Source organism: Bradyrhizobium sp., from assembly GCF_016219575.1.
Lineage (GTDB): Bacteria > Pseudomonadota > Alphaproteobacteria > Rhizobiales > Xanthobacteraceae > Bradyrhizobium.
In genome coordinates this window covers 111819-137069 of record NZ_JACRMG010000010.1, presented here as the reverse complement: position 1 = coordinate 137069, position 25251 = coordinate 111819, and the positions used below count along the sequence as shown (strand labels likewise).

Here is a 25251-nt window from a genome sequence, read left to right as displayed (position 1 = left end):
GTAGAACCACGCGGCGAAGGGTCGCGACACCGCACCTTTCCGCTCATTTTGCGGTGCAAAAATACCCGCCTGAAATAAATATCCGCCTCTCAGCGGCCGACGCCTTCGCCGATCAGGGCGAACGGCCCCCAGAAGGCGGGGTAGGCATTGCGCGGCGAGGAGGCGTCGTTGAGATAGGCCAGCATCGCCTGGCGCAGCGCTTCGGCGCGGCCGATGTTCGGACTGGCCTTGAGGCGATCGAAGGTCGAGGTGGTGAGTCGCGTGGCGGCGGCCGAATCCACCGCCCAATGCGTCACCAGCAGCGCCCGGGCGCCGGCATAGAAGAACGAGCGCGCGAGGCCCGAGAGCGCTTCGGCGCCCGGTCTGTCGCCGGCAATGGTGTTGCAGGCGGAGAGCACGACCCAGTCGGCATTGAGCTTGAGCTGCGCGACTTCGCTCGCGGTGAGCAGCCCGTCGTCGAATTCGCTGGGTTGCGCGGGAATGCTGAGCGCAAGCGACGGCTCGGCCAGTCCCTTGACGTCGCCGGCGACGAGGCCGTGGGTGGCGAAATAGACGATCGAGTAGTCCGCCAGCCGCGTGCGCTTCAGCGTCGTCTCGCTGGCGTCCCTGCCGAGGTGAATGTCGCCGGCGGCAACGCCGAGGTCTTTTGCAACGGCATTGAGCTCGTCGGCGGTATCCGGCAGTTGCGGCAACGCCTGCGCCAGCCTTGCGCGATCGACGCCGGCGCCGCGCCAGAATTCGGTATAGGCCACGCTGGCCGCGCTGCGCGAGGCGGTCTTGAGCGCAGCCCGATTGTCGCCGCCCGCCGATGCCGGATCGAACAGCGGATCGCCAAAGCCGGTCATCGGCTTGATGTTCTGGTCACGGCGCGCAAAGGCCCGCAGCGCCTTCAGGCTCGTGACCGACGGCAATACCGATACCGCGTGCCGCTTCAGCAGCCACGCGGCATTGCGGTAGCCGTCAAACTTGTCGGGGATGGCCATCGCCGGCTTCTCGGTCACCAGCAGGTGGAACGGCAGTGCAGTCAGCGCGCCGGACGGCACAACGAGCAGACTGCGCTTGTCGCGGATCAGCGGCTCGACCGGCAAAAGCAGGGCGGCATAGAGCTCGTTGGCCACCGCCAGATCGAACAGCCCGGACTTGCCGGAGGCATCGCTTGCCTTGGCGATATCGAGACCGCGCCGGAACGCCGCGATTTTCCCGGACAGCGCATCGGCGCCAAGCGGGATCGGCTTCCAGTCGAAACCGTCGCGGGTCAGCGCGAAGACGTAGCTTTCCTTCTCGGCGATCGCGAACAGCACTATCGCCTCGTCGGCCGACAACAGCGACTGCACTTCCCCGGCCGTGAGCGGCAGCGGGTTCGACAACGCCGAATACTCCGGGAACTCGGCGGAGAGCGCCTTCTGCAGCCTGGCGCGTTCGCCGGCGATCAGCGAGATCCGCTCGCGGGCACGCTGCTCGGCGGATGGATCGCGTTTGGCGCGGTCCTTCGACACCGCAGCCATGATCGACTTGTCGAGGGATTCCGCTTCCGAGCCGAGATCCTGATCCCGCCGCACCAGTTCGGCGAGACGGTCGTTGCCGGCGGCAAGCCGCACCGCGAGCTTGTTGACGGCGGAGGCTGCGGAAGATTGCGCGCTGCGCTGAAGTACGTTGAGGGCATCGTCCAGCGCCGTTCCCGATGCGACCAGCTGCTGCCGCTGCGCGGCGTACAGCATGGGCAGCGCGACGCGGGCCTGTGCACGGCCGGTGACGATCAACCGCGCCAGCAGCGGCAAGGCGTCGTTCACGCGGTCTTCCAGGCGCAGCAGATTGGCCAGGTTGTTGGTCGAGGTCGCCGTCTCCGGGTGATCGGGGCCGACCGCGCGCTCGCGGATCGACAGCGCGCGACGGTAGAGCGGCTCGGCGTCGGCATAGCGGTTTTGGCGCTCGTAGAGATCGGCCAGATTGTTGAGCGAGCGCGCCACGTCCGGATGATCCGGCCCCAGCGCTTTTTCTCGGATCGCAAGCGAGCGCCTGACCAGCGGTTCGGCTTCGGCATGGCGGCCCGTGACCTTGGCGACCTGGCCGAGATTGTTGAGCAGCGTGGCGACCGCCGGATGCTCAGGTCCGCCCGCCTTCTCGTAGATCGCCAGCGCGCGCCTGAACAACGGCTCGGAATCGGCGTGCCGACCGAGCTTTTCATAGCAGGTGGCGAGATTGTTCAGGGAACGGCCGGTGTCGGGATGGCCGGGGCCGAGCGATCTTTCGCTGACGATGAGTGCGCGCCGGAACAGCGGTTCGGCATCGGCAAAGCGGTCCTGCCGCTGATAGAGCGCTGCGAGATTGTTCAGCGTCGGCGCCACGTCGGCGGAGTCGAGGCCGCCGACTTTCTCGAAGATCGCGAGCGCCCGCTTGTAGAGCGGCTCCGCTTCGGAGTCCTGTCCGAGGCCGGCATGGGCCTGGCCGAGATTGTTGAGCGCCGCCGCGACGTCGCGATGCACGGGTCCGCGCGCCCTCTCCGCATCGGCCAGCGTCTTCTGCGCCAGCGTCAGCGCCTCGGAATATTTGCCGGCGCGCTCAAGCTCGATGATCTTGGTGGTCTGCGCACTGACATTCTGCGCCAGGGCAGGCGTCACGACGCAGGCACTCGTGGCGAGCGCCAGCCCCAGCAGCAATCGCAGGTGTCTGCCCGATTTCATGCTGCATGGGTCGCGCCAAGCTGAAAGGCCGTTCAACGCCAGGACAGGCTTATTGCTTCGCCCGCGCCTCGCCGGCCAGCCGCACCAGAATCTTGCGCAATTCCGCTCCGGTCCTGACCCGTTCCGGGAATTGCAGGCGCAAGGTGCGCCCCTCCACCTGCATGTCCATGCCCTCGGGGTCGCATCCGGTGCAACGCCAATCGGCGGCCTCCGAGCCGAGCAACTTCGTCGCATACAAGTTCATCGAATCGCGATGGTCTTCATTCATGTGCGCGACGGCGCTTGCCTCGGCTTCAAGCAGGTCGGCGGCGTCGGAGATGTCGGTCAGGAATTTCGCCGGTTTCAGGTCGATGATGCGGCCGAAACCGGCGACGAGGTGCAGTCCCGACGGCGCGATCCGGAAAAAGGCAAAATCCGTGAAGTCGGCGAACCCTTCCGCGGACGGATGCGCGGCAAGATAGCGGCGCCGCGCCAGCGCCGCGGCTTCACCGGAAAGCTCCTCGGCCCGCCCAGCCACCATGATGCGGGCGCCCTCCAGCGGATCGCCCGCCACGCGCTCGTCGAGCATCAGGGAGACCCTGGCGTCGGCCAGGATGTTCTTCGTATGCACGGCCAGCCGCGAGATCAGCAGGATTGGCGCGGCATCCGGATTGGCGGCCACGTTAACCAGCGAGCAATAGGGGTCGCCGCTGCCGGCCATCAGGGTGGCGAGCGCCCCCTGGCGGCTCCTGCGGAGCAGGGATTTGGCCAAACTTGAAGGGTTAAAATCGGGGGTCGGTTGCATCAGGAATTTCCCGGCATGTTATTGCAATTGGTCTCTTTTTCGGGCTAAACGAGCCCCCATATGGGTTGGAACGCAGTTCCCTCGGGACGCGTTTAACGGAACTCGGTCACACTTCAGCCCAGCTTGCATTGCTCGTTTGACCGAGTTCAAAGCCCATTTATGCGGCGGACCGCTGGATTGCGCGCCGTTTAAGCCACTCTCATTACTGAAAGCAGGCTCATGCCCACAATCGCCCTGGTCGATGACGACCGCAACATTCTCACATCCGTGTCGATCGCGCTCGAAGCCGAGGGCTATCGCATCATGACCTATACGGATGGCGCATCGGCGCTTGACGGCTTCCGCACCAGCCAACCGGATCTCGCCATCCTCGACATCAAGATGCCGCGCATGGACGGCATGGAGACGCTGCGGCGGCTACGCCAGAAGTCCGACCTGCCGGTAATCTTCCTCACCTCCAAGGACGAAGAGATAGACGAACTGTTCGGCCTCAAGATGGGCGCCGACGACTTCATCCGCAAGCCGTTCTCGCAGCGCCTGCTGGTCGAGCGGGTGAAAGCCGTCCTTCGCCGCTCTCAGCCGAAGGATCCGACCGCCGCCCCGAAGGAGCCGGATGCCCGCGCGCTCGACCGCGGCCTGCTGCGGATGGATCCGGAGCGCCACACCTGCACCTGGAAGAACGAGCCGGTGACGCTGACGGTGACCGAATTCCTGATCCTGCAGGCGCTGGCCACCCGCCCGGGCGTGGTCAAGAGCCGCAACGCGCTGATGGATGCGGCCTATGACGACCAGGTCTATGTCGACGACCGCACCATCGACAGCCACATCAAGCGGCTGCGCAAGAAGTTCAAGATGGTCGACGACGATTTCGAGATGATCGAGACGCTGTACGGCGTCGGCTACCGTTTCAAGGAAACCTGACGCGCGCCCGGCGCGTGCCTGTACCGACTGACATCGGCCGCGCATCCGGGGTAGAGTGCGGCTGCGAATTGCGTCGCGGGACCAGAATAACAACCGGCAGTCTTGCCTGTGCTTGATCGAACGCCGCCCCATCAGGGACTGCACACCGAGGACGCCGCGCCGTCGCTCGATCGGCAGGAGTCTGCCGTGCAAGGCCCGGCGGAGAAGGGCTGGCGACGTCCGGTGAACTGGCTGCACCGCGCCTGGCAGTTCTTCTTTGCGCTGTCCTTCTCGAGCCTCACGCGCCGCATCGTCTCGCTCAACCTGGCGGGGCTCGTCGCGCTGGTGGCGAGCATCCTCTATCTCTCGCAATTCCGCGCCGGCCTGATCGAGGCCCGCGCCCAGAGCCTGCTCGTGCAGGCCGAGATCATCGCGGTGGCCATCGCAGCCTCCGCGACGGTGGAGACCAACACGCCCACCGTCGATGTCGACAAGCTACTCGACCTCAAGCCCGGCGAGAGCATGGGCATCCCGGACGAATATTCCGACTTCCCGATCAATCCCGAACGCGTCGCGCCGATCCTGCGCCGGCTGATCTCGCCGACCAAGACCCGCGCCCGCATCTACGACCGCGACGGCGGGCTGATCATCGACAGCCGCAATCTGTTCGGCCGCGGCGACGTGCTGCGCATTGAGCTCGGGCCTCCATCCAACGACAAGCCCAACGTGTTCGAGCGTAGCCTGGTCGCGGTCCGCACCTGGCTCAACCGCGGCGACCTGCCGGCCTATCGCGAGCTCGACAACGGCAGGGGCTATTCCGAAGTCGCCCATTCGCTGGAAGGCCAGAAGAGCAGCGCGGTGCGCGTCAACGATCGCGGCGCCGTCATCGTTTCCGTCGCCGTGCCGGTGCAGCGTTTCCGCGCGGTGCATGGCGCGCTGTTGCTGTCGACGCAGGGCGACGACATCGACCAGATGGTGACCAACGAGCGGCTTGCCATTCTGAAGATCGGCGGCGTCGCCTCCGCCGTCATGATCATGCTGTCGCTGCTGCTCGCCAGCACCATTGCCGGCCCGGTGCGGCGGCTGGCCGACAGCGCCGAGCGCGTTCGCCGCCGAATCCGCACCCGCGTCGAAATCCCCGACTTCACCCGCCGCCGCGACGAGATCGGGCATCTGTCCGGCGCGCTGCGCGACATGACGGACGCGCTTTACAATCGCATCGAGGCGATCGAGATGTTCGCCGCCGACGTTGCCCATGAGCTCAAGAACCCGCTGACTTCGTTGCGCTCGGCGGTAGAAACGCTGCCATTGGCGCGCAACGAAACCAGCCGCGCCCGGCTGCTCGAGGTGATCGAGCATGACGTCAAGCGGCTGGACCGGCTGATCTCGGACATTTCCGACGCCAGCCGCCTCGACGCCGAGTTGCAGCGCCAGGACATGACGCTGGTGGACATGCGCCGCCTGCTGACGACGCTCGCTTCTGTCGCCAATGAAACCCGGCTCGGTCATGATGTCGCCGTCGAAGTCCGCTTCGAGGGCCGCGGCACGTCCGACACCTTTGCGGTGCCCGGACACGACTCGCGGCTCGGACAGGTGGTCTCGAACCTGCTCTCCAACGCACAGTCGTTCTCGGAAGCAGGCAAGAAGGTGCGCATCACCTGCCGCCGCGTCCGCTCCGAGATCGAGATCGTGGTCGACGACGACGGCCCCGGCATCCGCGAGGACGCGCTGGAGCGCATCTTCGAGCGCTTCTACACCGACCGGCCGCACCAGGGCTTTGGCCAGAATTCGGGACTGGGCCTGTCGATCTCCAAGCAGATCATCGAGGCGCATGGCGGGCGCATCTGGGCGGAGAACCGCGCGGGCGCGCCGGACGAGGACGGCCAGCCGACGGTTGCCGGCGCGCGCTTCGTCGTCAGGCTGCCGGCGCAATGACCGGCAAGCCCACCGTGCACGGCTCTGCCGTCCTGGTCGGCGAGCGCGCCGTCCTGATCCGCGGCCCCTCCGGTTCGGGCAAGTCGCGCCTCGCCTTCGAGCTGATTCTCGCCGGCCGTGCGGGACAGGTTCCGCCGGCCATTCTGGTCGGCGATGACCGTGTCCACCTCGACACAAGCACCGGAAATCTGGTCGTGCGGCCGGCGCCGGAACTGGCCGGGCTGATCGAGATCCGGGGCCTCGGCATCCGTCGAATCGAGCATGTCGAGCAGGCCGTGGTCGGCCTGATCGTCGACCTGGACGCCGAGGACGCCGACCGGCTGCCTGCGGCCGAAGCACTCACCACCGGAATAGATGGTGTTGAATTACCGCGAATCCCCGTAAATCTACGGTTTTCGCCATTGCCGCTGATTGTAGCGGCCCTGACGACAACCGATGGTACGGGGTATGACCAACCTTCGGCTGATTGCCCGAAAGGGATTGCTAACCATATAAGCCCCACTATCGCGACGGAATAACACCGGCGCGTCCTCCCGAAGCGGCCCCAATTTTCCGGGACGAATCGAAGCGAACCCCTCTTGCGCCGGGGCTCGGGATGGTCAAAGTGGCGCGTTCGTGCGGTGCACCAAAGAGCACCCGCGAGGAGTTTCCTGATGATTGGTCTAGTGCTTGTGACCCATGGGCGCCTTGCCGACGAGTTCAGGGCGGCTCTGGAACACGTGATGGGTCCGCAGAAGCAAATCGAAGCCGTGACGATCGGTGCGGAAGACGATTCCGATTTGTGTCGAAACGACATCATCGAGGCGGTGAACCGCGTCGACAGCGGCGACGGGGTTGCCATCCTCACCGACATGTTCGGCGGCACGCCTTCCAACCTCGCCATCTCCTGCATGAGCCGTCCCAAGGTCGAAGTGCTCGCAGGCATCAATCTTCCCATGCTGGTCAAGCTCGCCAAGGTACGCGAGGAGCGCTCGCTTCCCGACGCGATCGCCATGGCCCAGGAAGCCGGCCGCAAATACGTCACCATCGCCAGCCGCGTGCTTGCCGGCAAATGAGCGACGACGCGGCGCCCGCGAACAATGCCGGGGCGGCCGTGCCGCCCGACGCGATCTCCCGCGAACTCCTGATCATCAACAAGCGCGGCCTGCATGCGCGCGCGTCGGCCAAGTTCGTCCAGCTGGTCGAGAAGTTCGAGGCCGAGATCTGGGTGACGCGCGGCGGCGAAACCGTCGGCGGCACCTCCATCATGGGCCTGATGATGCTGTCGGCAGCACCGGGCACCACGATCCTCGTCTCCGCCAAAGGCCCCGAGGCGCAGGCCGCACTCGACGCGATTGCCGCGCTGATTGCCGACAAGTTCAACGAAGAAGGGACGTGAGTCCGCCTCAGAACGGATTGGTCACGATGCCGCCGTCGGCGCGCAGCGCGGCGCCGTTGGTCGCGCTCGACGCCTTCGAGCAGAGATAGCAGATCAGGTTCGCGATCTCCTCCGGCTGGGCGTAGCGCTGCAGCAGCGAGGCCGGCCGGCGTTCGCTGAAGGTGCGCGCGACGAGATCCTCGACCGTCGTGTCCATGCTCCTGGCGCGCGCGGCAAGGCGCGTCGGCGCCATCTCGACCCAGGTCGGACCCGGGAGCACCGAATTCACGGTGACATTGGTGCCCTTGGTCTGCTCGGCCGCGCCGCGGGCGATGAAGAGCTGCGCGGCCTTGGAGAAGCCGTAATGCACCATCTCCTTCGGCACGAAGATTGCGGACTCGCTGGAGACGAACACCACACGGCCCCAGTCCTTGTCCAGCATCCGCTTCAGATAATGCCGCGTCATGCGCACCCCGCTCATGACATTGACCTCGAACATCCTCGACCAGTCGGCGTCCTCGATCTCGAAGAACGGCTTTGGCTCGTAGATGCCGAGATTGTTGACGAGGATGTCGACCTCGGGGAACTGTTTCGTGAGCGCCGCGCATCCCTCGGCGCCGCCGAGATCGAAGACCGCCGCGTGCAGCTTCGCCTTCGGCGCCATCTTCCTGATCTGCGCGATCGCCTCGTCCACCGCGCCGCGCTGGCGTCCGTTGACGATCACCTCGGCGCCCATCCCGGCGAGGCCTTTGGCAGCGGCGAGCCCGATGCCGCGCGTGGAACCGGTGACGAGCGCGAGCTTGCCCGAGAGATCGAGATCCATTTTAGCCCTCCCATTGGCCCCGGCGTTATTTCGCCGGTGGCACGAAAAAGACATTCCAGTTTCGCGAGGGCCCGGGATGCCCTCGATAGAACCGTTGCGTCGTCATCACGATCCGCTCGGCGTTGCCCGCATTCCTGGCCATCCAGTCCTCGCATGCCGGAAGGTTCCACGTGGTCGCCGTGTCGCAGACGCCGATGAAGCCGAGCCGGCGGGCTTCCTGGAGCGACGTCAGGCCCGCCGACCAGTCTTCGCCCGGCGTGAACGGTGCGGGATGGTCGGTGCTGTAGAACGCGAGCGCGTTGCTGACGTCCATGTTGCCGGCGACGACCGCCCAGCGCGTGCCGAATCGCGAGCGCCAGGCCTGGGTCAATTCGCGCGCCAGTTCCGATCGCGCGACATAGGTCGCCGGTCCACTGGAATTGGTCGCCATCTCCTGCGTCGCGATCCAGGGTGAGGCGATCAGCGTGCCGAGCGTGATCAGCAGCCAGATGGCCGAGATGTTGAACAGCGCCAGACGCCGCACCCGCAGCACCGGAAGGGCGACGAGCGCCAGCGGCGTCAGGAAGAACAGCGATATTCCCCAATCGGTCTTCAGGTAGACAACGAAGAGCAGAGCGCCGAGCGGCGGGCCGACCGCAACGATGAACTGGATCATCCAGACGTTCAGTGCCTGCGAAACGTTGACGCCTGGATTCGGCCCGCGCGACCATGAGCGCGCGACAACCGCAGCCGGCGGCTGCCAGCGCAGCCCCAGGGTCAACGCGAGCAGCGCAAGCACAGCGGGCGCCGCGAGCAGTCCGAGATTGTGCAGGACATAGCCGAGCGCAAGGTTCCTGCTCATCTCGGCAGTGATGTGGGCATAGACGTCGCCCGCATAGGTGAACGGCGCGAAATTCACCTGCTTCAGCCAGACCAGATGCGGAAACATCGCAACGATCAGCGTTGCGATTGCCACCCATGGCGCAGGCGAGGCGAGGAAGCGCAGCCGCTCGGGATGGATCAGCGCGGCAAGCCCGATCGCGCCGATCATGGTCACCACCCAGTATTTGGTCATCAGCGCCAGCGCACCGGCGAGCCCGAGCCAGATGCCGGATCGCGCATCGCGCTTCTCGAAGGCGTTGAGATAGGCCAGCACCAGCAGCGGCAGGGTGACGAGTTGCAGCAGGTCCGGATTGTACTTGAAGCCCTTGAAGTTGAAGATCGGGTAGAGCGCGAGCATGACGACGACGAAAAACGCGCGCCGGCGGTCCACCACGCGCAGCGCCGTGAACCAGGAGATCACCATGCCGGATGCCACGACCGTCATGGCGAGCGCGTAGGTCGGCCAATCCCTGACCGGGAACAGCTTGAACCAGAGGCCGGCGACCCAGCCGGACAGCGGCGGATGCTTGCCATAGCCGAGTTGGAATTGCTGGCCCCAGGCAAACGCCTCGGCGACGTCCATGTGGACGTCCTGCGCTGCCTTGAGATTGATCAGGATCAGCGTCCACAGCACGGCATGAGCCGCCGCAAAGCCGATCACGAACCACGTACCGCCCTTTGGATCGACCGCGCGCGCATAGAGCCACGCCGCCGGGCGGCGGAGCGAAAGCCTGTGCCGGGCGCGCGCTGCCGCTGGCGAGAATGTGGCTGATGACATGGCCCCTGCGTAGCGGTTTTTTCGCCGTTGTGGAATCAGCTTGGCGTGAAGAAACGCCCTTGAAAACGGCCATAATGGTTGCCCGGCCGAGTCGCGGGTGCTATCCCGCGCCCCATGACGACCGTCCCCATTTCCAACATCCGCAACTTCTCCATCGTCGCCCATATCGACCATGGCAAGTCGACGCTGGCCGACCGCCTGATCCAGATGACGGGCGGGCTCACCGAGCGCGAAATGGCGGGCAAGGAACAGGTGCTCGATTCCATGGATATCGAGCGCGAGCGCGGCATCACCATCAAGGCGCAGACCGTCCGGCTGAACTACCGCGCCAAGGACGGCAAGGATTACATCTTCAACCTGATGGACACGCCCGGCCATGTCGACTTCGCCTACGAAGTCTCGCGGTCGCTGGCGGCCTGCGAAGGCTCCCTGCTGGTGGTGGACGCCAGCCAGGGCGTGGAGGCGCAGACGCTCGCCAACGTCTATCACGCTCTCGACGCGGGCCATGAGATCGTGCCGGTGCTCAACAAGATCGATCTTCCGGCGGCGGAGCCGGAAAAGGTCAAGCAGCAGATCGAGGACGTGATCGGCATCGACGCCTCGGATGCGGTTATGATCTCGGCCAAGACCGGCCTCGGCATACCCGACGTCCTGGAGGCGATCGTCACTCGCCTGCCGCCCCCGAAGGGCGACCCCGATGCGACCCTCAAGGCGCTGCTGGTCGACAGCTGGTACGACGTCTATCTCGGCGTCGTCGTGCTGGTGCGCATCGTTGACGGCACGATGAAGAAGGGCCAGCGCATCCGCATGATGGGCACCAACGCGGCCTATGACGTCGAGCGCGTCGGCTTCTTCACGCCGAAGATGGAGCAGGTCGAGGAGCTCGGCCCCGGCGAGATCGGCTTCATCACCGCGGCGATCAAGGAAGTCGCGGATACCCGCGTCGGCGACACCATCACCGACGACAGGAAGCCGATTCATGAGATGCTGCCGGGTTTCAAGCCGGCGATTCCCGTGGTGTTCTGCGGCCTGTTCCCGGCCGACGCCAACGACTTCGAGACGCTACGCGCGGCGATGGGCAAGCTGCGCCTCAACGACGCCAGCTTCTCCTACGAGATGGAAACCTCCGCAGCACTCGGCTTCGGCTTCCGCTGCGGCTTCCTCGGCCTCCTGCACCTGGAGATCATCCAGGAGCGGCTGTCGCGCGAGTTCGATCTCAACCTGATCGCGACCGCGCCGAGCGTGATCTACAAGATGCACCTCACCGACGGCCAGGAGATCTCGATCCACAACCCCGTCGACATGCCCGACGTGGTGAAGATCGCCGAGATCGAGGAGCCCTGGATCGAGGCGACGATCCTCACCCCCGACGAATATCTCGGCAGCGTGCTGAAGCTGTGCCAGGACCGCCGCGGCGCGCAGAAGGAGCTCACCTATGTCGGCTCCCGCGCGATGGTGAAATATGACCTGCCGCTCAACGAAGTCGTGTTCGACTTCTACGACCGCCTGAAGTCGGTGTCGAAGGGCTACGCCTCGTTCGACTATCACCTCACCGACTACAAGCCCGCCGACCTCGTCAAGATGCAGATCCTCGTCAACGGCGAGCCGGTCGACGCGCTCGCCATGCTCGTCCACCGCACCCGCGCCGAAGGCCGCGGCCGCGCCATGGTTGAGAAGATGAAGGAGCTGATCCCGCCGCACATGTTCCAGATCCCGATCCAGGCGGCGATCGGCGGCAAGGTGATCGCCCGCGAAACCGTCCGCGCGCTGCGCAAGGACGTCACCGCCAAATGCTACGGCGGCGACATCACGCGCAAGCGCAAGCTTCTGGAGAAGCAGAAGGAAGGCAAGAAGAAGATGCGGCAGTTCGGCAAGGTCGACATCCCGCAGGAAGCCTTCATTGCCGCGCTGAAGGTGGATAGCTGAGGCGGGCGCCGTAGGGTCCGCAAAGCAAAAAACTCGAAAACAACCCCATGCACAGTAGCCGGCGCCGCCGGCCGACGTATTCGTATTTTGCGAATATCATTTGACACGTCGGGCAAATCAGGGGCATATCGCCATCGTTGTCCAAGCCTCCCTGCCGGAGCAAGCAATTGCATATGCGGATTGCTTGTCATCGCCTGCCCGCCACAAACTCGTCATGCCCGGGCTTGTCCCGGGCATCCACGTTCTTCTTGCCGCGGGAAAGGTCGTGGATGGCCGGGACAAGCCCGGCCATGACGATGGGAATACATATCTCGGAAGCGATGGCTGGTCGCGCGCTTATCCGCTCCGTTGCTCGCGTTTTGCGGCGCAACTCACAATCGCCTGATATCAGAATGAGAGGCATGCCGTTCGCCTCATTGCTCCCGGACGGCGGATAGGCCACGATCTCACCGCGCATAACAACACCAACAGCGCCGGGGAAACGCATGAGCCAGGCCTCCTCTCCTGCCAGCAAGGCCTCCCGATTCGACTACGGCTGGGTCGTGGTTGCGGCCGGTGCGCTGATGACCTGCATCGGGTTCGGCACGATGCTGTCGCTGGCGGTGTTCCTGCAGCCGATTTCCAAGGCGATGGGCTGGTCGACCGCGGGCGTCTCGGCGGCGGCGACGCTGGATTTCCTCTGCATGGGTTTTGCCGCCTTCGTCTGGGGCACGCTGTCCGACCGCTACGGCACCCGCATCGTGGTTCTGGCCGGCAGCGTCCTGCTCGGGCTCGGCCTCGTCACCGCCAGCCAGGCACAGGAGCTGTGGCAGTTCCAGCTTTGCTTCGGCGTGCTGATCGGCATTGCCGCCGGCAGCTTCTATGCGCCGATGATGGCGCTGGCGAGTGCGTGGATCGACAGGCACCGCAGCCTTGCGGTGGCGCTGGTCTCCGCCGGCATGGGCGTCTCTCCGGTGACGGTGGCGCCGACCGCCAGCATGCTGATCACGGCCTATGACTGGCGCACGGCCATGCTCGTGATCGGGATCGCGTCATGGGCGCTCCTGATCCCCGCCTGCTTCCTGGTGCGTCCGGCGCCGCAGGCGGCCGGCAGCACCGCCGCCAACGCGGCCGATGCACCCGAGGCCGAGTGGACCGCGTCGCAGGCGCTGCGCACGCCGCAATTCATCACGCTGGCGCTGGCGCATTTCGCCTGCTGCGCGGCGCATTCCGGCCCGATCTTCCACATGGTGAGCTACGCCATGATCTGCGGCATTGCGCCGCTCACCGCCGTCACCGTCTACAGCGTCGCCGGCTTCTCCGGGCTTGGCGGACGTCTGCTGCTCGGCGCGATGGCCGACCGGATCGGGGCAAAACCCGTGCTGGTCGCCGGCCTGCTGGTGCAGGCGCTGTGCATCGCGACCTATCTCGCGGTGTTCAGGCTCGGCGAGTTCTACGCGCTTTCCGTCGTGTTCGGCCTCGCCTATGGCGGGGTGATGCCGCTCTATGCGGTGCTGGTGCGCGAATTCTTCGGCGCCAAAATCATGGGCACCGTGTTCGGCGCGGTCTCGGCCTTCGCCAGCCTCGGCATGGCGCTGGGACCATGGGCGGGCGGGCTCGTGTTCGACACCACCCAAACCTACACGTGGCTGCATGCCGGTTCCTTCGCCATCGGCCTTGCTGCGGTGGCGGTGGCGCTCAGTTTCCCGTCGAAGCGCCGGCAGGCGCTCGATCTCGGCCGCGCTGCGGCGTGACCGACAGGTAATCCGCCCGGCTTGATCGGGGAGTGCGGATTTGCCACCATCCGCTCGCCCACCAAACAGCAATCAAGAAGGGCACGGGGAGACGCATGAACAAGGCCACCGCTATCGACCTCGTCGAGCGCGCACGGGCGCTGGCGCCCTTGATCCGACAGGAAGCCGACGAGATCGAGCGCACGCGCCGGCTGACCGAGCCGGTCGTCAAGGCGCTGATCGACAACGGCATGTATCGCGCGGTGCTGCCGAAGAGCCTCGGCGGGGCGGAAGCGCCGCTCGTCACCTTCATGCAGATGCAGGAGGAGATCGCCAAGGCCGACGCCTCCACCGCCTGGTGCCTGGGCCAGTGCAGCGTCTGCGCCGTCATCTCGGCCTATATCGACCACGACGCGGCGGACGAAATCTTCAACACCAAGCAGGGCATCCTGGCCTGGGGCGCGATCAACCACGACGTTCGCGCCGAACCCGGCGGCTACCGGGCGAACGCGCGCTGGGAATTTGCCTCCGGGATTCGCCAGGCGAGCTGGCTCGGCGCCCATGTCCGCATCACCGAGGCCGACGGCACCCCGCGCAGGAAGCCGGACGGCTCGCCCGAGATCCGCACCATCCTGTTCCCGATCGGAAGCGCCAAGCTGTACGACGTCTGGGACACGATCGGGCTGCGCGGCACCGGCACCGACGCCTATTCGGTCGACAACCTCTTCATATCGGAGAAATTCGCCGCGCTGCGCGACGAGCCGCATGCGCTGCGCGAGAAGGGACCGCTCTACAAGATTCCGACCAACGCGATCTACAGCATGGGCTTTGCCGCCACCTCGCTCGGTGTCGCCCGCGCGCAGTTCGACGCGGCGATCGAGCTTTCGCGCAAGAAGACGCCGCAGGGCCTCTCGGCGATGAAGGAGAACAGCGCCGTGCAGGGCCTGATCGGGCTCACCGAGGCGAAACTGCGCCGAGCCCGCGCCTATCTGTTCGCGACCGCCGCCGAGGTCTGGGACGACCTGGTGCGCGGCGCGGAGCTCACCGAAGCGCATCGCGTCGCGCTGCGGCTGGCTTCGACCTCGACCATCCATCAATCGACCGAGATCGTCGACGTCGCCTATCACATGGCCGGCGCCACCGCGGTGTTCCGCGCCAACGGCTTCGAGCGCCGCCTGCGCGACATGCACGCGATCAACCAGCAGCTCCAGGCCCGCGATACCCATTACGAGGAGATGGGCAAGGTGATCCTGTCGGGCAATCTGGCCGGCCCGCCGACGGCGCGGTGACATGACGCCACGGCCACAGGTAGTTCTACGGACCGGCCTGGGAGCGCTGTTGTTAAGCAGTTTCTGGGAAATTCCGCGCAGTCCCCGCCTCGTGGAATGCCCGGAATCCCAATGTTCAAAATCCGCTCGATCGCCGTCCGCCTGATCCTTGCCATCGCGCTGACGGTTGCGGCTGCCTGCGCCATCCTCGGAACCTTCTCGATCCTGCAGCAGCGTTCGCTGACCCGGATGGCGCTCGATCAGCAGCTCAAGCTGCAATATGACAGCGTCATCGCCGCCATCGATTATGAAGGCCGCGCGACCCTGGCGGTCTCCTCGGTGATCGCGGCCCTGCCGCCGGTCGGCGACACCATCGCCAAGGGCGACCGCGCGGGGCTGGCCTCCCTGCTCGGCGACGCCATGACGGCGCTGAAGGCGCAGGGCATTCCGCTCGTCACCTTCCAGGTTTCGCCGGCGGTGGTGTTCTACCGCGTGCACGAACCGAAGATCTTCGGCGACGATATCTCCGGGCGCCGCAACACGGTGGTGGAAGCCATCCGCACCGGCAAGTCCATCGTCGGCGTCGAGCCCGGCCGCGAGGCACTCAGCATTTTCGGCATGACCCCGATCGTGCGCGACGGCAAGACGCTGTCGAATGTCGACGTCGGCGCCGCCTTCGGCAAGGAGTTCGTCGAACGCGCCAAGAAGCGCTTCGGCATCGACCTCGCCGTGCATTCCTGGGACGGCAAGGGATTCAAGAAGCTCTCCTCGACCTTCGGCGACGCCGCGGTCGCCAGCGAGACCGACCTCAGGGGCGTGATCGCCGGGCCGCCGCTGCGGCGCGATGCGACGCTGAACGGCCGCCCCGCCGCGCTCTATGTCGGCCAGATCAGGAACTATGCCGGCCAGCCGGTCGGCATTCTCGAAGTCATCAAGGACACCACGGAGTACGAGGCGGCCGCCGCAGGCGCCCAGCGCGATCTCGTCCTCGGCACCACCGCGATCCTCGCCGGCGCTGTGCTGCTCGCCTTCCTGCTCGGCCGCGGCCTGTCGCGCCCGCTCACCGCAATCACCGCGGTCATGAATCGCCTTGCACGCGGCGAGACCGACATCGCCATCCCCGGCAGCGAGCGCCGCGACGAGCTCGGCAGCATGGCGGCGGCGGTCGACGTGTTCCGCCGCAGCATGATCGAGGCGAACTCGTTGCGCGAGGCGCAGGAAACCGACAAGCAGCGCGCGGAAGCCGAGAAGAAGGCGCTGCAGCGCCAGATGGCCGACCGCTTCGAGGCCGACGTCAAGGGCGTAGTCGGCGCGGTCGCCGGCGCCACGCAGGACATGCAGCGCGTGGCGGGCGAGATCACCGCCAGCGTCAACGGCACCTCCGAACGCGCCGCGGCCGCAGCGGCAGCTTCCGAGGAGGCCTCGTCCAGCGTCAGCACGGTTGCCGCCGCGACGGAACAGCTCGCTTCCTCCGTCTCGGAGATCGGCCGCCAGGTCACTCATTCCACCCACGTCGCCGACAATGCCGTAGTGAAGGCGCGCCAGACCACCGAAATGGTCGGCAGCCTCGCGGCGGCCGCGGAGAAGATCGGCGACGTGCTGCAGCTGATCAGCGCGATCGCAAGCCAGACCAACCTGCTGGCGCTGAACGCGACGATCGAGGCGGCGCGCGCGGGCGAAGCCGGCCGCGGCTTTGCCGTGGTCGCCGCGGAGGTGAAGGGACTGGCCAGCCAGACCGCGAAGGCGACGGAGGAGATCGCGGGCCAGGTCAGCGAGATCCAGTCGGCCACCGGCAATTGCGTCACCGCCATCGGCGCCATCAGCGACACCATCCGCGAGATTTCCGGCATCGCCGCAACGATCGCCGCCGCCGTGGAAGAGCAGGGATCGGCGACCCGCGAGATCGCCCGCAGCGTGCAGCAGGTCTCCAGCGGCACCAGCGAAGTCTCCCAGAATGTCGCCGGCGCCAGCCATGCCGCCGACCAGTCGCGCAAGCTGGCCGGCAACGTGCTGACCGCCTCCGGCGAGCTGTCGCAGCAGGCGGACACGCTGATGAAGAGCGTCGACACCTTCCTCGCGGGATTGCGCGACGCGGCGTAGTCCTGGATTCGACGGCCAGAGGGCCCTTCGCGAGCGAAGTAATCCATCGTCCGTAGGGCGGATTAGCGAAGCGTAATCCGCCGCAGCTGCGTCCGCGAAAAGACGGCGGATTACGCCTTCGGCTAATCCGCCCTACGCCTTCTGCGCGGCGCCCCGGAATGACGAGCAGAGGCATGACACGACGCCAACGCTGTTCCGCTCCGGCCGATCCCGGCAGTCCACAGGCCCCCTTCCGTCCGTCCGGCAACTGCCCTAGTCTGCCCTTGTTGCTCACCTTTCGGAATCAGCACCCTGTTGACGGGATGGTGGAATGGGGCGGCGGCAATTCATCGCTGCGATCGGACTAGCAATGCTGCTGCCGCTGGCCGCCTGCTCTCCCGCTCCGACGCCGGATTCAATTTCCAGATGCGTTGCAAGCAATTTTCCCTCCTATAACCCGAAGAACCGCGAGCAGTGCATCGCGGCCTGCATCAAATGCGAGAACGGCGTGATGACGACCTGCGCGACCTCATGCAGCCTGAAGGGTTCGCGCTGACCGAGGGGGCTCGATGAAGCCGGCGAAAAAGCGCGCAGCGCCGACTCGCGCAGCCGCGCCCCGCGCCGCCGTCGATGCGGCATTCGCTGCCTGCCCCGAACCGGCCCGGACAAAGCTCAGGGCGTTGCGGCGGCTGATTCTCGATATCGCCAAAACCACCAAAGGCGTCGGCGCGATCGAGGAAGCGCTGAAATGGGGACAGCCGAGTTACCTGACGCCGGAAACCGGCAGCGGCAGCACGATCCGGATCGACCGGGTGAAGCCGGCGGAGAACCAGGTCGCCGTGTTCTTCCACTGCCAGACCGATCTGGTGGCGACCTTTCGCGAGCTCTATCCGGAACTCAGCTACAGCGGCAACCGCGCCATCCTGCTCGATGCCACCAGGAAGCTGCCGGAAGCCGAGCTGCGCCACTGCGTGGCGCTGGCGCTGACGTATCATTTGCGGAAGCGGAAGCCTGCAAAGGCGAAATAGGCGACCGACTCCCACTCTCCGTCATGGCCGGGCTTGTCCCGGCCATCCACGTACTTGGCCCCAACCTCGACCCATCGATCGTCATGCCCGGGCTTGTCCCGGGCATCCACGCTCTTCGTCACCAGTTGAGAGAAAGGCGTGGATGGCCGGGACAAGCCCGGCCATGACGCGGTTGGAGTTCAGCTCCCATTACTGCGTGATCGTGTCGTACAAATCATTCCATTCCGGATTGTTGGCCAGAATCAACCGCACCTTCCACGTACGCGACCAGTGCTTCATGTTGTGCTCGCGCTGAATCGCTGCCTGAATTGTGTCGTGATGCTCGAAATAGACGAGACGCTTTAGTCCATATCGTTTGGTGAAGCCGGCGATCAATCCGTTCCTGTGCTCATAGACACGGCGTACGAGGTCGCTGGTCACCCCGACATACAGAATGCCGTTGGGTGCGCTCGCCATGATGTAGACGTAGCCACCAGACATTCGCGGATGATGAAGCACGTGGATGCCCGGGACAAGCCCGGGCATGACGAGAGGATAGATCGAGTGTTCGGCCAAGAGCGTGGATGGCCGGGACAAGCCCGGCCATGACGAATTCGGGGCTGTCTACCTCACGCCGCCCGGTCCTCGCCGCCACCTGCCGCGATCAGGCCGCGCTGGGCCTTGAGCAGGGCGACGATCTCGGCGTGCGGCCTGGCGCGGCTGAACAGGAAGCCCTGGCCCTCGTGGCAGCCTTCGGCGCGCAGGCAGCTCAGCTCGGCTTCGGTCTCGACGCCTTCGGCGGTGATGGTGACGCCGAGGCCCTTGCCGAGGCTGACGATGGAACGGATGATCGCCTGCGCGTCGCGGTTGGCGTCGACTTCCCGGACGAAGGAACGGTCGATCTTGATCTTGTCGAACGGGAAGCTGCGCAGATAGCTCAGGCTCGAATAGCCGGTGCCGAAATCGTCCATCGAGATGCGCACGCCGAGTGCGCGCAGCGCATGCAGCGTGGCGAGCACCTGGCTGCTCTTCTCCAGCAGCAGCGTCTCGGTGATCTCGAGCTCGAGCCGCCGCGCCGCGAGGCCGGATTGCTTCAGCGCGTCCATCACCAGCGACAGCAGATTGCCGGTGCGGAACTGCAGCGGCGACAAATTGACGGCGACGCGGACGTCGTCGGGCCAAAGCGCCGCGTCCATGCAGGCGCGGCGCAGCATCAGCCCGCCCACCGCATTGATCAGGCCGGTCTCTTCCGCGACCGGGATGAACTCGCCGGGCGCGATCATGCCGCGCTCCGGATCAGGCCAGCGCACCAGCGCCTCGAACCCGGTGATGCGGCCGGTCGCAAGGTCGACCAGCGGCTGATAATAGGGCTGCAGCAGGTTGTTCTGGATGGCGTTGCGCAGGTCGATCTCGACCTTGCGCCGGACCTGGGCGCGGGCATCCATCTCCGCCTCGAAGAAGGAGAAGGTGCCGCGGAAATCGTTCTTGGCGCGCGACAGCGCGAGATCGGCGTTCTTCAGCAGCCTGTCGGAATCGTCGCCGTCGCCGGGCGAGAGCGCGATGCCGATGGAGGCGCCGATCACCACCGAATGCTCGTCGAGCAGGAACGGATCGGCGATGGCCTCCAGAAGCCGCCGCGCCAGCAGCGTGGCGTCCTCGGGCCGCGTCACGCCGCCCTGCAGGATGGCGAACTCGTCGGAGTTGAGACGGGCGATGGCGTCTTCCTCGCGCAAGGTCGAGCGCAGCCGCTTGGCCACCGCGCGCAACAGCTTGTCGCCGATGCCGTGGCCGAGCGTGTCGTTGACCGCCTTGAAATTGTCGAGCCCGAGCACCAGCACCGCGAGCTTCTCGGCGCTGCGCCGCGTGTGCAGCAGCATGTCGTCCATCTGCTGGCGCAGCAAGGTGCGGTTCGGCAGCCCCGTCAGGCCGTCATGCTGCGCCATGAAGGCGAGCCGCGACTCGGCGCGCTTGCGCTCGGTGATGTCCATCAGCGCCAGCAGCACGGCCGGCCGGTCGCCATAGACGAGCTGGCGCGAATAGATGGCGAGATCGATCAGTGCGCCGTCGGCGCGGACGTGCTTCCAGGTGCGCGCCGCCTGCTCGTCGCCGCCGGCCTCGCCGAGCCAGGGCAGCTCGCTGTCGAAGGCCTGCAACGCGCGGATGCTCAGCTTCTCGAATTCGGCGCGGCTGTAGCCGTAGTGCTCGACCGCGGCGTCGTTGACGCCGATGATGCGCTCGCCGTCCAGCGCGCAGACGATCATCGGCACCGGATTGCTGTCGAACAGCAGACGGAACGATGCCTCGCGCTCCTTCAGCTCGGTGATGTCGACGCGCAGGCCGATCACGCCGCCGTCGGAAGTGAGCCGCTCCTCGATCAGGATGACGCGGCCGTCGGCGAGCGTCTGCTCGTGGCGCGCGCCGGGCTGATGCATCTTCCCCAGCCGCTCGGCGATCCATTCTTCCTCGCGGCCTTCAGCTTCCGGGTAATCGCCGCGCGCGACGCCGACGCGGATGGTGTCGGCCAGCCGCGCGCCGGGTTTGAACAGGTCGGCGCTGCGATTGTAGATCTCGGCGTATTTCCTGTTCCAGAGGATGTAGCGGCCCTCCGCATCGAGGAACACGATTCCCTGCGGCAGGATGTCGATCGCCTCGCGCAGCCGTTCATGGGACTTGCGCGCATCGGCAATCGCGGCCTCGGCTTCGGCTCGCTTGCGCACCAGCTCGCCGATCTCGCTGCGCGCAGGCCCGCGGCCGCCGCTGAGTTTCGGCGTGGGCTTGACCGGCCGGCCGGGTACGCGGACGATCGCGGCATGTTTCGCTTTCTTCTTCCTTGGCCGGATCGTCGGCATTCTAACGCCCCACACAACTCGCATTCTGCGCAGGGTCAGTTCTCGGATAAGTGTCTGAAAAATTGGTATCTCTTGCCTAACCCAGGATACGGGCCCGGATGTGCGAGCATGCCCGTTTTGCGGGCGCAATCCGCGCGGGTTGTGCAGAAATACAACCAATGATTGACAAAACCCGTAGATGACGGGGGTAAATGCGGCACGTCGTGCGGCGGAGTTGCAACGAAGGTCGAAGCTGCCCGTGAAATAACGGGGCCCGCACGAATATGCGTCAACGCGCAACAGGGTTATCGGACGGTTAAATTCGGTGTCGTCTCAGTAGATCTCGATGCGCGTGTTGCCGCGGCCGTTGCGCTCCACCAGCGCGTAGAGCGTCGCCGCATTCGAGGGATGCAGCCGCACGCAGCCGTGCGAGGCCGGGCCGCCGAGGCGGCGGATGTCGGTGGTGCCGTGGATGGCGAAGCCGTGATAGAAGAAGATCGAGTGCGGCATCGGCGAATTGTAGTACTTCTTCGAGAACCAGCTGCGCGCCATCATCTGCGGATGGAACACGCCGCTCGGCGTGCCGTAGCCGCTGCGGCCGGTCGAGATCGGCCAGGTGTAGCGCGGCTGTCCGTTGACGCTCACCGACATGCGCTGCGAGGATTTGTCGATGTGAACCACGACGTCGGCGAGGGCCGGCGCGATGGAAAGACATGACACCACGAATGCAGCCGCAATGGCCGGCCGCCAGCCCGACAACAAACTCATGAAACGCCCTGCCCGTTACGCCTCCGGGCACGATCCGCCAGCAGGCTGGCCATGCCCTTGCTAATTGCGGCTATTTGCGGGTTCCCGAAGCGGCTTGTAAAGGGCGCACGCGGTCGCGGCCTGAGGTTAAGCTTAACCCGGCGGCGGTCGCGCCAAATTGAGCGGGGATCATGATGCAGCGCACTGGTCTGGACCGGCCAATTCCATGCTAGTTTTGCCCCGCATGCAGCCCCGCCGATTCCTGATCCCCCTCCTGATCCCGACCCTCCTCTGCGCCTCCGCCGCGCTGGCGCAGGACAAGGGCACGGTCAACCCGAAGCCGCTGCCGCCGCTGGCCAATCCCAACGACCCAAAACTCGGCGCCAAGGAATTGTTCGCCCGCAAATATCTGCCGGCGGCGGCCGACAAGCCGCGCGCGATCGGCTTCTACGCCCATGGCTGCATCGCCGGCGCCGAAGGGCTGCCGATCAACGGCGAGGCCTGGCAGGTGATGCGGCTGTCGCGCAACCGCTACTTTGCGCATCCCGACATGGTCGCGCTGGTCAAGCGCGTGGCGATGAAGGCGAAGAAGGATGCGGGCTGGAACGGCATTCTCGTCGGCGACATGTCGCAGCCGCGCGGCGGGCCGATGCTGACCGGACATGCCAGCCACCAGGTCGGGCTCGACGCCGACATCTGGCTGACGCCGGCGCCGGCCCGCCAGCTCTCGCGCAACGAGCGCGAGGACATGTCGGCGACCATGATGGTGCGCGAGGACCGCCTCGATATCGATCCACGCGTGTTCACGCCCGGCCATCTCGTCGTGATCCGCGCCGCGGCGCAGGAGCCGGCCGTGCAGCGCATCTTCGTCAACGCCGCGATCAAGAAAGCGCTGTGCCGCGAAGCCAAGGGCGACCGCAACTGGCTCTCCAAGGTCCGGCCGATGTGGGGCCACGACTATCACTTCCACATCCGCATCAAATGCCCGCCGGGCTCGGGCGAATGCGAGACCCAGCCCGATCCCGGCGAAGGCGAAGGCTGCAAGCCCGCCGATCTCGCCTTCTGGTTCAAGGATTCGGTGCTGCATCCCAAGCCGCCGAAGGTGCCGCCGAAGCCGAAGCCGCCGATGACCATGGCGCAACTGCCGCCGGCCTGCCGGGCCGTACTGAACATGCCGGATGCGAAACAGTAATCTCGTCGTCGCAAGGCTTTTCCCGCGGTGCGGAGACGGCTATAGTGGCCGGGTATCGCGACATCCCGTCCGACTGTACGTCGGCAAGGGATAGCCGGAACGGCGCTTCCGCCCGTCGCAAGCCCTGAAATCACCGACGCCTGATTTGCGTGAGCGACAACGCGCGGAAATCGGCATGGAGCGCCATCGATGAATCCACTTGCCGGAATTCTTGCTGCCTTGCTCTTCCTCGCAGGCGCGATCTTTCCTGCCAGCGCGCAGGACAAGAGCATCACCGTGTTCGCCGCGGCCTCGATGAAGAACGCGCTCGACGACATCGACGCAGCCTATATGGCCAAGACCGGCGTGAAGATCGTTGCGAGCTATGCCGCAAGCTCGGCGCTCGCCAAACAGATCGAACAGGGCGCGCCGGCCGATGTGTTCGTCTCGGCCGACACCGACTGGATGGACTACGCGGTGTCGAAAAAGGGCATCGACGAATCGACGCGGGTCAATCTGCTCGGCAACTCGATCGTGCTGATCGCGCCAAAGGATTCCAAGGCCGGTACCGTCTCAATCGGGCCGGGTTTCGATCTTGCAAAGCTCGCCGGCGACGGCAGGATCGCGACCGGCGACGTCAAAGCGGTGCCCGTAGGCAAATACGCCAAGGCGGCGCTGGAAAAGTTGGGCGCTTGGGAGGCTGCCCAGCCAAAATTCGCCATGACCGAGAACGTGCGCGCCGCGCTGACGCTGGTGGCGCGCGGTGAAGCCGCACTCGGCATCGTCTATGCGACCGACGCCAGGGTCGAACCCGGCGTCAGGGTGGTCGGGACTTTTCCGCCCGATTCCCATCCGGCGATCATCTATCCGGTGGTGGCAACGAAAACCGCGAAGGCTGAAGCCATCGACTATATCGCCTTCCTGCGCTCGGCGTCGGCGAAAGCCATCTTCGAGAGATATGGCTTTACCCTCCTGATGCGCCCGGCGAGCTGATGCCGATGTTCGATATTTCGCCAACCGAATGGATGGCAATTCGGCTGTCCCTTCGTGTTGCACTCGTCGCAACGCTGGTCGCTACGCCGCTCGGAATCGGTGTGGCTTGGGTGCTGGCACGACGTACCTTCTGGGGGAAATCGGCAGTCGAGGCACTCATATTTCTTCCTCTTGTGCTGCCGCCTGTCGTCACCGGCTATCTGTTGCTGCTGACATTCGGGCGCCGCGGCCTCGTCGGCGCGTGGCTCGCGGACCATCTTGGTATCGTGTTTTCGTTTCGCTGGACCGGTGCGGCTCTTGCCTGCGGCGTGATGTCCTTTCCGCTATTGGTGCAACCAATTCGCCTCTCTCTGGCGGCAATTGACCGCAGGCTGGAACAGGCCGCCAGCACACTGGGCGCAGCACCGTGGCAGGTATTTGCGACCGTGACGCTGCCGCTGGCGCTGCCGGGCATTCTGGCCGGCATGGTGCTCGGCTTTGCCAAGGCGATCGGCGAGTTCGGCGCGACGATCACCTTCGTATCCAACATTCCCGGTGAAACCCAAACGATTGCGTCGGCCATTCACTCCCTGACTCAGGTACCGGACGGCGATCCTGCTGCCCTGCGGCTCGTGGTCGTGTCCATCATCCTTGCCACTGGCGCGCTTGTCTGTTCCGAATGGTTCGCGCGGCGCGCGACGCGGCGGCTGCACGGGAACTGAGCATGCTGCGGGTCGACATCGTAAAACAGCTCGGCGACTTCGCGCTGGAAGCCGCCTTCACCAGCGAGGGCCGCGTCACCGGCCTGTTCGGCGCTTCCGGCGCCGGCAAGACCTCGCTGGTCAACATCATCGCGGGGCTCTTGCGGCCCGACCGCGGCACGATCGCGCTCGACGATGAAATCCTCGACGACACGGCGAGAGGCGTGCATGTGCCGCCGCACCGCCGCCGCATCGGCTATGTCTTCCAAGATGCGCGGCTGTTTCCGCATATGGATGTCGCGCAAAACCTCGACTATGGGCGGCGGATGAACGGTCTCGCCGCCGATGCCGCGCAGAACAAGCGCGTCACCGACCTGCTCGACATCGGCCATCTGCTCGACCGCCGTCCCGGAAAACTCTCCGGCGGCGAGCGCCAGCGCGTCGCGCTTGGCCGCGCGCTGTTATCAAAGCCGCGGCTCCTGCTGCTCGACGAGCCGCTCGGCTCGCTCGACGAGGGCCGCAAGGTGGAGATCTTGCCGTACCTGGTGCGGCTGCGCGACGAGGCCAATGTACCGATGGTCTATGTCAGCCACGACTCCGCCGAGATGCGCCAGCTCGCCACGCAGATCGTGATGCTGCGGGGCGGCAAGGTGACGGCACTCGGCGGGGTGAAGGTGCTGTCGGGAACAACTGCCTAGCCCAACCTGTTCTCCTCCCATAC

General features: G+C 65.8%; 23 protein-coding genes. 15 read left to right on the top strand and 8 right to left on the bottom strand.

All coding sequences use genetic code 11. The features are described 5' to 3' along the window. Positions 1-89 precede the first annotated feature (89 nt). Both HZB49_RS11895 and HZB49_RS11890 read right to left on the bottom strand, forming a co-directional pair. Positions 90-2681: a CHAT domain-containing tetratricopeptide repeat protein gene (locus HZB49_RS11895; protein WP_291611453.1), complete on the bottom strand. Its 2592-nt coding sequence runs from the start codon at positions 2679-2681 to the stop codon at positions 90-92. A 49-nt stretch (positions 2682-2730) separates the two neighbouring features. Next, positions 2731-3465 (bottom strand): DUF2470 domain-containing protein, encoded by a 735-nt coding sequence (locus tag HZB49_RS11890; RefSeq protein ID WP_291611451.1) that lies wholly within the window; start codon positions 3463-3465, stop codon positions 2731-2733. Between the two features lie 219 nt (positions 3466-3684). Here HZB49_RS11890 and HZB49_RS11885 point away from each other — a divergent pair, with 219 nt between their 5' ends. From HZB49_RS11885 to HZB49_RS11865, 5 genes are all read left to right on the top strand, one after another. Then, positions 3685-4386, top strand: coding sequence for a response regulator transcription factor (locus HZB49_RS11885; protein WP_291611450.1), 702 nt, complete (start codon positions 3685-3687; stop codon positions 4384-4386). Positions 4387-4494: 108 nt separating this feature from the next. Beyond that, positions 4495-6300: a sensor histidine kinase gene (locus HZB49_RS11880; protein WP_291611448.1), complete on the top strand. Its 1806-nt coding sequence runs from the start codon at positions 4495-4497 to the stop codon at positions 6298-6300. Next, on the top strand, positions 6297-6818 hold the full coding sequence (locus HZB49_RS11875; RefSeq protein WP_291611446.1) for an HPr kinase/phosphatase C-terminal domain-containing protein: 522 nt from the start codon (positions 6297-6299) through the stop codon (positions 6816-6818). Before HZB49_RS11880 ends, HZB49_RS11875 begins: the two co-directional genes overlap by 4 nt. A gap of 135 nt (positions 6819-6953) precedes the next feature. Further along, positions 6954-7355, top strand: coding sequence for a PTS sugar transporter subunit IIA (locus HZB49_RS11870; protein ID WP_291611444.1), 402 nt, complete (start codon positions 6954-6956; stop codon positions 7353-7355). After that, positions 7352-7678: an HPr family phosphocarrier protein gene (locus HZB49_RS11865; protein WP_291611442.1), complete on the top strand. Its 327-nt coding sequence runs from the start codon at positions 7352-7354 to the stop codon at positions 7676-7678. The genes HZB49_RS11870 and HZB49_RS11865 overlap by 4 nt, the downstream gene beginning before the upstream one ends. A 7-nt stretch (positions 7679-7685) precedes the next feature. Here HZB49_RS11865 and HZB49_RS11860 read toward each other — a convergent pair whose 3' ends face one another. Beyond that, positions 7686-8480 (bottom strand): SDR family oxidoreductase, encoded by a 795-nt coding sequence (locus tag HZB49_RS11860; protein ID WP_291611440.1) that lies wholly within the window; start codon positions 8478-8480, stop codon positions 7686-7688. 25 nt (positions 8481-8505) lie between these two features. Then, positions 8506-10119 (bottom strand): glycosyltransferase family 39 protein, encoded by a 1614-nt coding sequence (locus HZB49_RS11855; RefSeq protein ID WP_291611438.1) that lies wholly within the window; start codon positions 10117-10119, stop codon positions 8506-8508. Positions 10120-10233: 114 nt separating this feature from the next. Between HZB49_RS11855 and lepA the strand changes: the two genes are divergently transcribed. Continuing rightward, entirely contained in the window at positions 10234-12045 is a 1812-nt protein-coding gene (gene lepA / locus HZB49_RS11850) for a translation elongation factor 4 (RefSeq protein ID WP_291611436.1), read from the top strand. 187 nt (positions 12046-12232) lie between these two features. Here the strand turns inward: lepA and HZB49_RS11845 are convergent, their stop codons facing one another. Further along, on the bottom strand, positions 12233-12532 hold the full coding sequence (locus tag HZB49_RS11845; protein ID WP_291611434.1) for a hypothetical protein: 300 nt from the start codon (positions 12530-12532) through the stop codon (positions 12233-12235). Between HZB49_RS11845 and HZB49_RS11840 the strand changes: the two genes are divergently transcribed. The 5 genes from HZB49_RS11840 to HZB49_RS11820 all read left to right on the top strand — a co-directional run bounded on the left by HZB49_RS11840 (position 12531) and on the right by HZB49_RS11820 (position 18132). After that, a complete protein-coding gene (locus tag HZB49_RS11840) occupies positions 12531-13778 on the top strand; it encodes an MFS transporter (protein ID WP_291611432.1) in 1248 nt (415 codons plus the stop codon). The genes HZB49_RS11845 and HZB49_RS11840 overlap by 2 nt on opposite strands. Positions 13779-13873: 95 nt before the next feature. Then, the gene (locus tag HZB49_RS11835) at positions 13874-15046 is read left to right on the top strand and encodes an acyl-CoA dehydrogenase family protein (protein WP_291611430.1); all 1173 of its coding nucleotides are present in this window, start codon (positions 13874-13876) and stop codon (positions 15044-15046) included. Positions 15047-15157: 111 nt separating this feature from the next. Further along, entirely contained in the window at positions 15158-17125 is a 1968-nt protein-coding gene (locus tag HZB49_RS11830) for a methyl-accepting chemotaxis protein (protein WP_291611428.1), read from the top strand. 310 nt (positions 17126-17435) lie between these two features. Beyond that, positions 17436-17660: a hypothetical protein gene (locus HZB49_RS11825; RefSeq protein ID WP_291611426.1), complete on the top strand. Its 225-nt coding sequence runs from the start codon at positions 17436-17438 to the stop codon at positions 17658-17660. A 13-nt stretch (positions 17661-17673) separates the two neighbouring features. Further along, positions 17674-18132 carry a DUF1801 domain-containing protein gene (locus tag HZB49_RS11820; RefSeq protein WP_291611424.1) on the top strand — a complete coding sequence of 153 codons (459 nt, stop codon included), beginning with the start codon at positions 17674-17676 and terminating at the stop codon, positions 18130-18132. A gap of 189 nt (positions 18133-18321) precedes the next feature. Here the strand turns inward: HZB49_RS11820 and HZB49_RS11815 are convergent, their stop codons facing one another. The 3 genes from HZB49_RS11815 to HZB49_RS11805 form a co-directional block, all read right to left on the bottom strand. After that, a complete protein-coding gene (locus tag HZB49_RS11815) occupies positions 18322-18657 on the bottom strand; it encodes a GIY-YIG nuclease family protein (RefSeq protein ID WP_291611490.1) in 336 nt (111 codons plus the stop codon). Positions 18658-18740: 83 nt separating this feature from the next. Next, the gene (locus HZB49_RS11810; RefSeq protein WP_291611422.1) at positions 18741-20960 is read right to left on the bottom strand and encodes an EAL domain-containing protein; all 2220 of its coding nucleotides are present in this window, start codon (positions 20958-20960) and stop codon (positions 18741-18743) included. 312 nt (positions 20961-21272) lie between these two features. Next, the gene (locus HZB49_RS11805) at positions 21273-21707 is read right to left on the bottom strand and encodes a L,D-transpeptidase (protein ID WP_291611420.1); all 435 of its coding nucleotides are present in this window, start codon (positions 21705-21707) and stop codon (positions 21273-21275) included. A 223-nt stretch (positions 21708-21930) separates the two neighbouring features. Between HZB49_RS11805 and mepA the strand changes: the two genes are divergently transcribed. The 4 genes from mepA (at position 21931) to modC (ending at position 25228) form a co-directional block, all read left to right on the top strand. Beyond that, a complete protein-coding gene (gene mepA, locus HZB49_RS11800; RefSeq protein WP_291611418.1) occupies positions 21931-22878 on the top strand; it encodes a penicillin-insensitive murein endopeptidase in 948 nt (315 codons plus the stop codon). A gap of 189 nt (positions 22879-23067) precedes the next feature. Then, positions 23068-23850, top strand: coding sequence for a molybdate ABC transporter substrate-binding protein (modA, locus tag HZB49_RS11795; protein WP_291611416.1), 783 nt, complete (start codon positions 23068-23070; stop codon positions 23848-23850). 5 nt (positions 23851-23855) lie between these two features. Next, positions 23856-24551, top strand: coding sequence for a molybdate ABC transporter permease subunit (modB, locus tag HZB49_RS11790; protein ID WP_291611488.1), 696 nt, complete (start codon positions 23856-23858; stop codon positions 24549-24551). A 2-nt stretch (positions 24552-24553) separates the two neighbouring features. Beyond that, positions 24554-25228 carry a molybdenum ABC transporter ATP-binding protein gene (modC, locus tag HZB49_RS11785; protein WP_291611414.1) on the top strand — a complete coding sequence of 225 codons (675 nt, stop codon included), beginning with the start codon at positions 24554-24556 and terminating at the stop codon, positions 25226-25228. Positions 25229-25251 lie beyond the last annotated feature (23 nt).

Coding starts and splice junctions, on each gene's coding strand:
- HZB49_RS11835 (WP_291611430.1), top strand. CDS start 13,874: ATGAACAAGGCCACCGCTATCGACCTCGTCGAGCGCGCACGGGCGCTG.
- HZB49_RS11865 (WP_291611442.1), top strand. CDS start 7,352: ATGAGCGACGACGCGGCGCCCGCGAACAATGCCGGGGCGGCCGTGCCG.
- modC (WP_291611414.1), top strand. CDS start 24,554: ATGCTGCGGGTCGACATCGTAAAACAGCTCGGCGACTTCGCGCTGGAA.
- HZB49_RS11805 (WP_291611420.1), bottom strand. CDS start 21,707: ATGAGTTTGTTGTCGGGCTGGCGGCCGGCCATTGCGGCTGCATTCGTG.
- HZB49_RS11820 (WP_291611424.1), top strand. CDS start 17,674: ATGAAGCCGGCGAAAAAGCGCGCAGCGCCGACTCGCGCAGCCGCGCCC.
- HZB49_RS11825 (WP_291611426.1), top strand. CDS start 17,436: ATGGGGCGGCGGCAATTCATCGCTGCGATCGGACTAGCAATGCTGCTG.
- HZB49_RS11845 (WP_291611434.1), bottom strand. CDS start 12,532: ATGCGTTTCCCCGGCGCTGTTGGTGTTGTTATGCGCGGTGAGATCGTG.
- HZB49_RS11890 (WP_291611451.1), bottom strand. CDS start 3,465: ATGCAACCGACCCCCGATTTTAACCCTTCAAGTTTGGCCAAATCCCTG.
- mepA (WP_291611418.1), top strand. CDS start 21,931: ATGCAGCCCCGCCGATTCCTGATCCCCCTCCTGATCCCGACCCTCCTC.
- HZB49_RS11810 (WP_291611422.1), bottom strand. CDS start 20,960: ATGCCGACGATCCGGCCAAGGAAGAAGAAAGCGAAACATGCCGCGATC.
- modB (WP_291611488.1), top strand. CDS start 23,856: ATGTTCGATATTTCGCCAACCGAATGGATGGCAATTCGGCTGTCCCTT.
- HZB49_RS11895 (WP_291611453.1), bottom strand. CDS start 2,681: ATGAAATCGGGCAGACACCTGCGATTGCTGCTGGGGCTGGCGCTCGCC.
- HZB49_RS11815 (WP_291611490.1), bottom strand. CDS start 18,657: ATGCCCGGGCTTGTCCCGGGCATCCACGTGCTTCATCATCCGCGAATG.
- HZB49_RS11870 (WP_291611444.1), top strand. CDS start 6,954: ATGATTGGTCTAGTGCTTGTGACCCATGGGCGCCTTGCCGACGAGTTC.
- HZB49_RS11830 (WP_291611428.1), top strand. CDS start 15,158: ATGTTCAAAATCCGCTCGATCGCCGTCCGCCTGATCCTTGCCATCGCG.
- modA (WP_291611416.1), top strand. CDS start 23,068: ATGAATCCACTTGCCGGAATTCTTGCTGCCTTGCTCTTCCTCGCAGGC.
- HZB49_RS11840 (WP_291611432.1), top strand. CDS start 12,531: ATGAGCCAGGCCTCCTCTCCTGCCAGCAAGGCCTCCCGATTCGACTAC.
- HZB49_RS11885 (WP_291611450.1), top strand. CDS start 3,685: ATGCCCACAATCGCCCTGGTCGATGACGACCGCAACATTCTCACATCC.
- HZB49_RS11875 (WP_291611446.1), top strand. CDS start 6,297: ATGACCGGCAAGCCCACCGTGCACGGCTCTGCCGTCCTGGTCGGCGAG.
- HZB49_RS11860 (WP_291611440.1), bottom strand. CDS start 8,480: ATGGATCTCGATCTCTCGGGCAAGCTCGCGCTCGTCACCGGTTCCACG.
- HZB49_RS11855 (WP_291611438.1), bottom strand. CDS start 10,119: ATGTCATCAGCCACATTCTCGCCAGCGGCAGCGCGCGCCCGGCACAGG.
- lepA (WP_291611436.1), top strand. CDS start 10,234: ATGACGACCGTCCCCATTTCCAACATCCGCAACTTCTCCATCGTCGCC.